This window comes from Candidatus Korarchaeota archaeon NZ13-K (assembly GCA_003344655.1).
Lineage (GTDB): Archaea > Korarchaeota > Korarchaeia > Korarchaeales > Korarchaeaceae > Korarchaeum.
The window spans coordinates 1-9,295 of sequence record MAIU01000042.1; the positions used below are offsets into that span (position 1 = coordinate 1).

10 protein-coding genes and 1 pseudogene are annotated in these 9,295 nt (G+C 58.0%); 3 read left to right on the forward strand and 8 right to left on the reverse strand.

Annotated elements, in window-relative coordinates:
* Positions 1–333: hypothetical protein (locus BA066_05140; GenBank protein ID RDD53291.1), on the forward strand; the 333-nt coding region annotated here is incomplete at its 5' end.
* 56 nt (positions 334–389) lie between these two features.
* Here the strand turns inward: BA066_05140 and BA066_05145 are convergent.
* From BA066_05145 to BA066_05155, 3 genes are all read right to left on the reverse strand, one after another.
* On the reverse strand, positions 390–2,114 hold the full coding sequence (locus tag BA066_05145; GenBank protein RDD53292.1) for an APC family permease: 1,725 nt from the start codon (positions 2,112–2,114) through the stop codon (positions 390–392).
* A gap of 347 nt (positions 2,115–2,461) precedes the next feature.
* Positions 2,462–2,857 carry a HEPN domain-containing protein gene (locus tag BA066_05150; GenBank protein ID RDD53293.1) on the reverse strand — a complete coding sequence of 132 codons (396 nt, stop codon included), beginning with the start codon at positions 2,855–2,857 and terminating at the stop codon, positions 2,462–2,464.
* Positions 2,850–3,170, reverse strand: a complete 321-nt coding sequence (locus BA066_05155; protein RDD53294.1) for a hypothetical protein — start codon at positions 3,168–3,170, stop codon at positions 2,850–2,852. Before BA066_05155 ends, BA066_05150 begins: the two co-directional genes overlap by 8 nt.
* Positions 3,171–3,230: 60 nt before the next feature.
* Here BA066_05155 and BA066_05160 point away from each other — a divergent pair.
* Positions 3,231–3,509: pseudogene (locus BA066_05160) on the forward strand (hypothetical protein).
* Positions 3,510–3,603: 94 nt separating this feature from the next.
* Here BA066_05160 and BA066_05165 read toward each other — a convergent pair.
* From BA066_05165 to BA066_05180, 4 genes are all read right to left on the reverse strand, one after another.
* The gene (locus BA066_05165) at positions 3,604–4,326 is read right to left on the reverse strand and encodes a hypothetical protein (GenBank protein RDD53295.1); all 723 of its coding nucleotides are present in this window, start codon (positions 4,324–4,326) and stop codon (positions 3,604–3,606) included.
* Positions 4,327–4,378: 52 nt separating this feature from the next.
* Positions 4,379–5,563 (reverse strand): aminopeptidase P family protein, encoded by a 1,185-nt coding sequence (locus BA066_05170; protein ID RDD53296.1) that lies wholly within the window; start codon positions 5,561–5,563, stop codon positions 4,379–4,381.
* Positions 5,564–5,627: 64 nt separating this feature from the next.
* Positions 5,628–6,317: a prepilin peptidase gene (locus BA066_05175; protein ID RDD53297.1), complete on the reverse strand. Its 690-nt coding sequence runs from the start codon at positions 6,315–6,317 to the stop codon at positions 5,628–5,630.
* Entirely contained in the window at positions 6,314–6,946 is a 633-nt protein-coding gene (locus tag BA066_05180; GenBank protein ID RDD53298.1) for a hypothetical protein, read from the reverse strand. The genes BA066_05175 and BA066_05180 overlap by 4 nt, the downstream gene beginning before the upstream one ends.
* A gap of 136 nt (positions 6,947–7,082) precedes the next feature.
* Between BA066_05180 and BA066_05185 the strand changes: the two genes are divergently transcribed.
* Entirely contained in the window at positions 7,083–7,547 is a 465-nt protein-coding gene (locus BA066_05185; GenBank protein ID RDD53299.1) for a pyridoxamine 5'-phosphate oxidase family protein, read from the forward strand.
* A 46-nt stretch (positions 7,548–7,593) separates the two neighbouring features.
* On the opposite strand, the gene BA066_05190 is transcribed toward BA066_05185, so the two are convergent.
* A complete protein-coding gene (locus BA066_05190) occupies positions 7,594–9,168 on the reverse strand; it encodes an NAD(P)H-hydrate dehydratase (protein RDD53300.1) in 1,575 nt (524 codons plus the stop codon).
* Positions 9,169–9,295: the final 127 nt, after the last annotated feature.

Sequence of the window (9,295 nt, forward strand, 5' to 3'; positions counted from 1 at the left end):
GTCGAGGTGCCCATCGTCGTGAGGTACGATGACAGCGAACCATCCAAGAATCCGGTGGCCCACTTCTCGGAGCTGATGGCCACGATACTCAGGATAGTCCTCGAGGAGAGACCCCTGATCTACCTGGGAATTCCAGGGGCCTCCTTGATGATCGTGAGCATGTACTTCGGCCTCCTGACGGTCAACCTCTACTTCTCAACCAGGTACTTCAGCCTGCCCATGGCCTTCATCTCTCTGGCCTCCCTACTCCTAGGGATACTGCTTATCATAGCCTCCTTCCAACTGTACTCGATAGCCAGGATAAGGGCCGAGATCAGGAAGCTGAGGAGATGAGGGCAAGCAGCCCGTCGTATCTGAGCTTGATATAAAAACAAAAGGGGGTTTGATGCTCAGGCCGGGGGTATCTCTGTGTATATCGTCTTCACATCTATTCCCTTCTTCGTGTTGAAGGCGAGGTATGCGGCGAATATAAGCGCTCCTATTCCCATCCAAGCGGACTGCTGCAGCGGTATATCCGTCGCGTAGGTTCCCCAGTAGTAGAATATCTCGTGAGTCGTCACGTAGAAGAAGAAGAAGTTGGTAGCCCATCCCCAGAGCCCTAGGATCGTCAGAATAGGCACGCCCGCTATCTCCCACCTGTAAGGAGATTTCTCGTAGAGGTCCCTCCTCCAGTAGGGTATGACCGCGGCCGATAGGCATCCCAGCATGACTGCGAACTGGTAGAGGTTGCTCGTGTCAGCTGCCGCGGCCCAGTCCCCTCCGGCCGTTAGGGCAACTCCTGCAAGGCCGCCTATCATGGTGAGGGTGACCGCCCAGTAGGGCGTGTGGAACCTGGAGTCCACGGCCGCGAACATCTCCGGGAAGAACCTGTCGAACGCCCAGGCGAATATCATCCTGCTGGCCACCACGAAGAAGGCCGGTATGTCCTTGAGGAGCACTATGCCGACGAGCGTTCCGTTGAGGACCTGGAGCCACTCCATGCCCTTGGGCACCAGCGGTATCGTGAAGGAGGTCACCACCCTGGGCGGTAGCAGGTGCGCCTCGGGGACTCCAAGGAGGCTGGCGACATCCTTGCTGCCCAGCTCGCTCATCAGGTAGTTGTAGAGGGCCGTGAAGTAGACCCTGTCCGTCGGTATCCCCTGCTTCGCCAGGTAGTCCAGGGCGCCTGGGACCTTGGCTAGCACGTCCTGAGGCACGACGTAGGCTGAGTAGACGAGGAAGGGTAGTGTTATGTAGTAGGCCATTATTATGAGGGTTCCGAGGACCTGGGCGACGAAAAGCGACCTTCCTGGTGACTTCATCTCCCCTCCGACGAAGACAGCGGAGACTATGCCTATGTACGCCCATATGGCCCCGGTCCCTGCGGCTATCGTGGCGCCCCAGTCGAATGCCCTCACCGGCAGGTTACCCTTGGCCATCCCTATCTCGAAGGCCTTGCTCACTATCTTCTCATAGGCCCCAGCCCCGTACACGGAGTTCCAGCCATTGACGGTCGCCATGTGACCCATTCCCCAGGTCCCGAGGATTATCAGGTTCGTGAGGCATCCTATTATCGCTATTGTCCCTAGCAGGTTTATTATCCAACCGTATATCCTCATTCCTAGGTAGGCTATGGCCCCGAAGAGTACGACGAAGAGTATGCCCAGTACCCAGTGACCCTCGGTTGTGGCCATCCATTGAGCCGTGGCGAGAAGGCCCTCATCGCGCAGCGCGATGCCAGCTGCCGTGGCCGCACCGACGAAGAAGTCTATTGAGTACCATGCTATTATGCCGTAGCTGAGCACCTCCGTGAACCAGAATCCCCAGGAGGCCAGGAAGCCGAGGGTGGGGTTCAGACCCCTGCTTATGAATATGTAGTCACCGCCAGTCCTGGGCATCATAGCGCCCAGCATTGTGTAAACCAGCGCGGTGGGGATCGCGAGGGCCAATCCAGTTATCACGAAGGAGTAGGGTATGAAAGCCCCGGGGTGCTGATAAGCCGCTATCACGGCCAGCCTGTGTATTCCGCCTCCCACAGTGTGCGTGAAGACTATCATGAAGGCTGTGAAGGGTCCCACAGTTCTCACGAGCCCTGATGCTCTCCTCACGAAGAGGGTGGGTGCTTCACCTGACATAACATCACCCCTGAGAGGGCCAGCGATCGCGGGATCCTATTAAATATAAGCTTTTCCCCGTTTAGAATTTATGGGAATTTCATCCATCACAAGGGCGATGAAAGTCATAATATTTTCACATATGATCCCCCAACTCTGACGCCCATGCCTCTCTATTCCAATTTATGTGTCAAATTAAGTCTTATGTCTAACCCCCGATGATCAACTGACTCACCTCCATATCCTCGAGACCTTTTTGGGTAACCCCGCGAACAAATATGAAAATTTAGGAAGATCTCCCAATTCCATGCATGGATGTGCCCTAGTGGGGCAGTGATCGCCCGGCCTCTAGAAGGCTCCCCTGACTCTCAAAAGCGGACTCCTTCGCCTTCCCTAGATTTCCGAGCACCTCCTCCATATCCTTGAGATCCGGATCCATCCCGCTCAATCCTCTCCAAAATTCGCTCAAGTAAACTCCTGGCTCTGCTCACGACATCCTCAGCCTCCTCCCTCGTGAAGACCCTGTCCCTATGATCCGCCTCCTTCCTCCTCTCGAAGAGATACATGAGCTCCCTCCTCGAGTCCTCACCCATAACCCTCCCGAGGGCGTTCGCTATCTTATCGTCCTTCCTAGTCCTTAGGTCCCTCAGGAGGAGCTCTGCAACCATCCTGACGGCGAAGTAGGAGGCACTAACGGCCTTATTGTAGTTCCCAGTCCCGAGATCTCTCTCCGCCTCCCTCATCAAGATGAGCGCCTTATTCACAGACAACCTCCAGTCCCCTGAATCCCTCTATTATCCTCCTCTCGCTCTCAGTCACTATCAGCGGTGATATGATCCCCTCAACACCCGCTGACCCCTCAACCCTGAGGATCGCGTCCATGATGCGCTCCACAGTCTCGCCGCTGTCGTCCCTCACGACTATGAGGAGGTTCGAGTCGTATATCCTCTCGCTAGGGGATGGGAGAGCTATCATTCTGATGACCAGGTCCCCGAGCTCCGATGCAAGCGCATCCCTCAACCTCTCTACGAGCCCAACCCAGCCGGCATCTGCCCTTAGGTCTATCACCTGAACCACGCGGCTTCCCCCGCCCGGGGGATTAAACCCTTTCGCATCACCCCGCCGTTCACCTCAACCGTGCCTTCATGTTTCGAAGTGCAGCTTTCTGTATCCGGCACGGCTGAGTTCATCACGGTCTCCCCGAGCCCCCTCACCGCGCTTCGCCGCGGATCTCGGAAACCCAGAGTCATTGTGGAGGTTCACGAGCCCGGCAGTTTATAAGCTTTATCCTGGGGAATCAAAGTGGGACTTCAAGCTCTGAGGAGATACTGGCTGGACAGGCACTCGGCATCAGCCTACCTCATCTCCCTCCTAGGTATAGAAAGACACAGCCTGACGCAGAAGGCTAGAGATTAACGTTTCTGCCCCAGGCAGGGGATCCCTCAGGGGGACCTCTCGATTACGAATACCGGTATCTCGAGCGAGATGTTCCCAAAGCTTATGCCTACCCTCAGGAGCCCCTCACGCAGGTCGAGCTCACGAGCGCGGTCGCGGCGATTCTCCTCCCCGACACCTCCTCATTCAGGATCTCCGCCGAGACGCAATTCCCGGATACCCTCAGGAGGGAGGCGTTAAGCTTGAGATCAACGCCCTCAATCGTGATATTCACTCTCATCCTGTCGCGGGTCCCCATGATTAGACCCTCAGGCTCCGCTTGGATCGAGACCTCCCCATCCGATCCGCTCACCCTGAGCTTGAACTCCTCCCCCCTGGCCTCGCTGATGAGCTCGCTCATCAGGGCGTTTGCTGCCTCGAGTTGGAAGGGAACCGGGCCCTCAGAGGCCCAGGGGTCCACCCAGCTCAGCTCGAGCCCATGTTCCTCGGAGATTATGGAGTATGAGAAGAAGTCAACTGCTCCTGGCCTAGCTCCGAGCTCTAACTTTCCTAGGGGGGCGAGCTCCTTGAGCAGCAATCCGATGGCCCTCATCCGATCATCTCCCAGGAGAAGCTCCTTGCTCCCGATGATCCTTCCCTGAACCAGGACACGGCCGCTCGTGTAAACCGTCAAGCTCTCCCTAATGCCGGCTATCCCTCCGGTCCTGGAGTAAGTCAGAATGGGCCTCTCGGCCCGGAGCAGCGCGAGGTAAGCTAGGATGAGCGTTGAGGTTGCCAGCGTCACCAGCAGAACCAGCAGTGCCCACTTAGGCGCACCAACCCAGTGGAACATGTCCATCCGCGATCCCGATGCTCACCAACTTAAACTTATCCCACGCCAGTCGAGATCATCAGCCCTCGACGATGAGGTCCTCAAGCTGATCTGGATAGTGAGTTATGAATTCGAAGCCGTCGCTGGTGACGAGTATCGTGTCTGAGTGCCTGAATCCCCCCAGTCCCCTCACGTATATCCCGGGCTCCACCGAGATCACCATGCCCTCCTCAAGGGTCCTCTCGTATCCTACATCCAGGAAGGGAGCCTCATGGAAGTCCAGGCCTATCCCATGCCCCGTATGATGCCTCCAGTGCTCATTCAATCCATTCTCCTCGAAGAACTTCCTCACAGCCCTGTCCACATCGCTGCACCTGACCCCGGCCCTCACCATCCCCAGGGCCACACTCCTCGCCCCCATCATGAGCTTGAAGAACCTCTCCTGCTCCGGGCTGGGGCTGCCCACCACAAGCGTCCTCTCCAGCTCGGAGCAGTAGCCGCTCACGTTGGCCGTGGCGCCAGTCACAAGGACATCCCCCCTCCTTATCACCGCGTGAACGGTCAGGGAGTGGGGGTAGTAGGAGTGCTCGCCCACCTGCCCCCTGAAGCCCGCGCTGGCACCTGAAAACCATCCAAGCGGCCTGTATATGTCCTTGAGAGTCTTCGCCATCGCCAGTGTTGCCTCCATGCTCGCCAGCAGGGAGACCTCGTCCTCAATCCTTCCCACGGTGATGTACTCCTGAAGCAGCCTGTGTGCGTATCCAGCCCACTTTGCGCTCTCCCTCAGCAGCGTTATCTCCTCCTCCGATTTTATCATCCTGAGGTCCTCCACAAGATCCCTCTCGTAGCTGTAGGATGCGCTGAGCAGCTCGCTGAGCCTCGGGCCCCTGTAGCCGTAGGCGTGCCCGTGACCGTCCCCGTCGAATCCTATTCTCTTACCCTCGAGCCCCAGCCCCCTCATTTGATCGACTATCACGCTCATGGGATGCCTCTCATCCGGATACTCCCTGTAGCTGAGCACACTATCCGCGTACGAGTACCTCTCCGCGTGCTCCAGCTCCAGCCTGGGGACGAAGAGTATGCTCTCCCCGCTGGCCAGGATGAGCGCGGCGATCGGCCTCTCGGTGGGGATGTGGAAGAAGTTGGTGGTGTAAGCTATGTTGGATGGGGAGACAAGGTAGAGCGCATCTATCCCCTTCCTGCTCATCCTATCCGTTATCTCGCTTATCCTCCTCTCTATCTCCCTCTTTGATATGTAGAGCATGCGAATCACCTCCCGCATGCTGAGGGCGGATTATTATAAAGGACCCCCGAGCGGCCGGTCTGACTCAGCATTTGAGCGTCATTCCCAGCGGTGAGATTACTAGGAGCGTGGCCGCAAATATGAAGGGCATAGCCGGATACGCTGGGGCGATCCACTTCCCCTCCTCCGGGGGATCGTCGCAGGAGATCCTCAGGGCGGCCCTAAGCACGAACCTCCTCCTCCCGTCGACGCTCACCTCAGCAGTGCTCGCGCATCTCGCGATCCTCCTGTCGTAAGGGGAGAGCAGCATCATCGCTAATATCTTCCTCCAGAGTGGCTCATCGAATCCATCCATTAGCCCTCTATTCCCGATTATCCTGAAGAAATTTACCAGAAACTGGCAGGGGATCATGAGGGCTATGAGGACCTTCGAGAGCAGGTACACCAGGAGGGCGTCCGGAAACGTGCAATTTCCGGTCAGCAGTAGCGAGAGGGTGAGGTATGCCAGCACATCCGCCTGACCGGAGAGGGAGAGGAACCACTCCATGATGAGCATCAGGGAGAGGAGCAGCAGGAAGGGCCAGTATCTGATTATGAACTGGAGAGTTCCACCCGGATCCAGGAGCTTAATCGCGACACCCAAGATCGAGCCCGGCAGCCAGACCCAATCTGGTACCATCCTGCTCCTGACGTCGTGGAGGCTGGCCACGGCGAGCGTCGATAAGGCCGCGAGCTCGCTAAGGTAAGGGAGCATCCTCCCCCCTCTAGGCATCATCCACTCATCTCAACGCTCGGATCCTTCCCTGATCCCCCGGATCCTCGCCTCAGGAAGGTCATCAGCCTCTCGGTGAGCTTCCTGAAGTCTATCAGTATGAAGACCAGCGTTATCACCACGCCCACCGCTAGGGAGAAGAGCCAGGTTCTCTCCCCCAGGAACCCCTCGGCCATCCTCGACACGCCCTGCCCTATGTAGGCCGCTGGTATCGTTATCACGAGCTTCCCAGCCAGATACGTGAGGAAGAACCATACTGGGCTCATCCTGCCGAGGCCCATGGGGATCACGATCCACTCGTCGGGCAGGGGGGTGGCGGCCGCTATGAAGTTCATCAGGTAGAGCGTGATCCTTCCGTACCTCCCCATCCTCTCATCACCCACCTTCCTCTCCAGCAGCTTCCCGACCCCGTAGGAGGCGCTGAAGTGGACCGCCTTGGCCAGCGTGGCCCCCAGGGCGACGGAAACCCCTATGAGGAGCTTGTCCATCTGGGGGAAGTTCATGGCTATTAGCGCTGCCACGAGGGCGTTGGATGGGGAGGCGAAGGGGACCAGGCTTATGATGAAGGTGAAGACCAGCACCCCTACCGGACCCCAGAGACCTATGAGAGCTTGATATCCCGTTTGGTTCATCCGGAGGACCCCGGCCGGCTCACTATTAATCTTTTCCATCGATGGGCGATGCCCCCGGATGGGTCCGCGGAGGAGATGCGTGGCCCGGGAGCATCTGAACGGAAATCCTTTTAGCTTGACCGAGTCGGCTCGCCTCATGAGGCGCAGGGATAAGGAGATCGGGGATTTCGGGGAGATAGAGGATGTGATGAGGAGAGCACTCGTCTGCAGAGTTGCAATGTGCGATAACGGTGTTCCGTATTGCGTCCCCGTGAGCTTCGGCTACTGCGATGGGAGGATATACATACACTCCGCTAAGGAGGGGAGGAAGATAGAGGTTCTCAGGACCAACAGGCTTGTCTGCTTCGAGTTAGAAGTCGATGTGAAGCTGATTAGGACTGGAAGCAGGCCCTGCGACTGGACCATGGGGTACAGGAGTGTGATAGGATTGGCTGAAGCCCACTTCGTGACGGACAGGGAGGAGAAGAGGAGGGCTTTGAGCTGCATAGTCAGGCACTACTCCGGGGAGGATCATGATTTCTCCGAGGAGGAGCTCGAGAGCGTTGAGGTGATAAGGCTCGATATCATTGAGGTGAGCGGGAAGAGGTCCCCCAGACCTTGAGGTAGTTACAGGCCCAGGGATCGCTGCAGCGCGGCCCGAGACACCTTCATATGATCTCGGGCGAGTACCTCCTCCAGACGGCTTCGGGATTCTCCCTCAGAAGCTTCATCGCATGGGGCAGCCTCTCCAAGATGTCCTGGGCCGTGATCCCATCCTCCCCCTTCTCCTCGGCCGCTATGTCCCCGGCCAGGCCGTGGACCAGGGTTCCCATCCTCACGGCATCCCCCAGGCCCAGGCCTATTCCCCTCATCGCGGCTATGGTGCCCGTGAGGACGTCGCCCGATCCTGCAGTCGCCATTCCGGAGTTCCCGGTCATGTTTATGAAGATCCTTCCATCGGGGAACGCTATCAGGCTGTGAGCCCCCTTCAGGACTAAATAGCAAGAGTACTCCTCGGCGAAGCTCCTTGCAATCTTCACCCTCTCCCTCTCAATCTCCCCGACCGGAAGGCCCGTCAGCCTTGACATCTCCCCCATGTGGGGGGTTATCACGGTTCCCCCCCTCCTCCTGCTGAGGACACTCGGATCCTTGGAGATCGCCGTTATCCCATCACCGTCCACTATGACTGGCTCATCCAGCTCCTCCAGAAGCCTCAGAATGAGCTCCTGGGTCTCCTCATTGACGGAGGTCCCGGGACCCAGGGCCACTATGTCTATTCCCAGCTCGTCAACGAGTCTGAGGATCAGATCCATGTTCCCCCTGGCTATTGATCCCGACTCATTCTCCTCAAGGGGTATGTAGACAACCTCGCTCGCCCTGGCCGCTATGAAGGGCACCACGGATCTGGGGGCCGCCAGCCTCGAGTAACCGCCCCCAGCCTTCAGGAATGACATTGAGACGAAGTAGGGGGCCCCATAGTAGTTCCTTGATCCGGCCACCGCTAAGAACTTTCCGAACGTTCCCTTGTGCCCCCACTTCAGCCTCTCCGGGAGCTCGACCGGCGAGTTCAGCTCGGTCCTCAGCTCCGAGTATGCCTCGGGCGGGTAGGATATGTTGCAGACGAAGAGCCTTCCGCAGTAAGCGTAGCCCGGGTAAAGCACGTTACCGTACTTGGGCAGGCCGAAGGTGATCGTGTAGGTGGCCCTGACGGCGGCGCCCCTGGGCATGGCGTCATCGCCGTTTATCCCGGATGGTATGTCTATCGAGAACACGGGCTTCCCAGAGGAGTTTATTAGCTCTATCACCTCCCTGTTCAGCCCCTCAACGTCCCTGGAAAGTCCCGTGCCGAATATGCCGTCCACGACAGCATCGGCCCAATCCAGGCATTCCCTGACCCTGCCAACCCCCTCCTCCTGGACCCTGATTACCTCTATCCCGATCCTCTCGACCCTCTCGTAGTTCCTGAGGGCTGCACCCCTGTACTTAGAGGGATCGCTCAGTAGGAGCACCCTGACATGTGCCTGCCTCGAGTGCAGCTGCCTGGCCACCACTAGCGCATCCCCCCCGTTGTTCCCGGGTCCGGCGAAGACAGCGAACCTCCTCCCAGCGGTCCCCAGCTCCCTCTCTATCAGATAGGTCACCGAAAGCCCGGCGTTCTCCATCAGTATATCCTCATCCATTCCGTATCGCTCACAGGCAAGGGAATCCAGCCTCCTTATCTCATCGACACCGCACACCTTCAAAGCGATCCCCTGCGCCTCCCGCATCCATGCGCCCACACTTAAATATTTTAACATCGTTATAGGAGCGATGGGCATGCTGAGGGTGGAGAACCTGAGGGTGAGGGTGGGGGAGAGGGAGATACTGAAG

Bases quoted from the DNA above. Each gene is read 5' to 3' on its own strand.
- BA066_05145 (RDD53292.1), bottom strand. From the start codon at position 2,114: ATGTCAGGTGAAGCACCCACCCTCTTCGTGAGGAGAGCATCAGGGCTC.
- BA066_05185 (RDD53299.1), top strand. From the start codon at position 7,083: ATGAGGCGCAGGGATAAGGAGATCGGGGATTTCGGGGAGATAGAGGAT.
- BA066_05165 (RDD53295.1), bottom strand. From the start codon at position 4,326: ATGGACATGTTCCACTGGGTTGGTGCGCCTAAGTGGGCACTGCTGGTT.
- BA066_05175 (RDD53297.1), bottom strand. From the start codon at position 6,317: ATGATGCCTAGAGGGGGGAGGATGCTCCCTTACCTTAGCGAGCTCGCG.
- BA066_05180 (RDD53298.1), bottom strand. From the start codon at position 6,946: ATGAACCAAACGGGATATCAAGCTCTCATAGGTCTCTGGGGTCCGGTA.
- BA066_05170 (RDD53296.1), bottom strand. From the start codon at position 5,563: ATGCTCTACATATCAAAGAGGGAGATAGAGAGGAGGATAAGCGAGATA.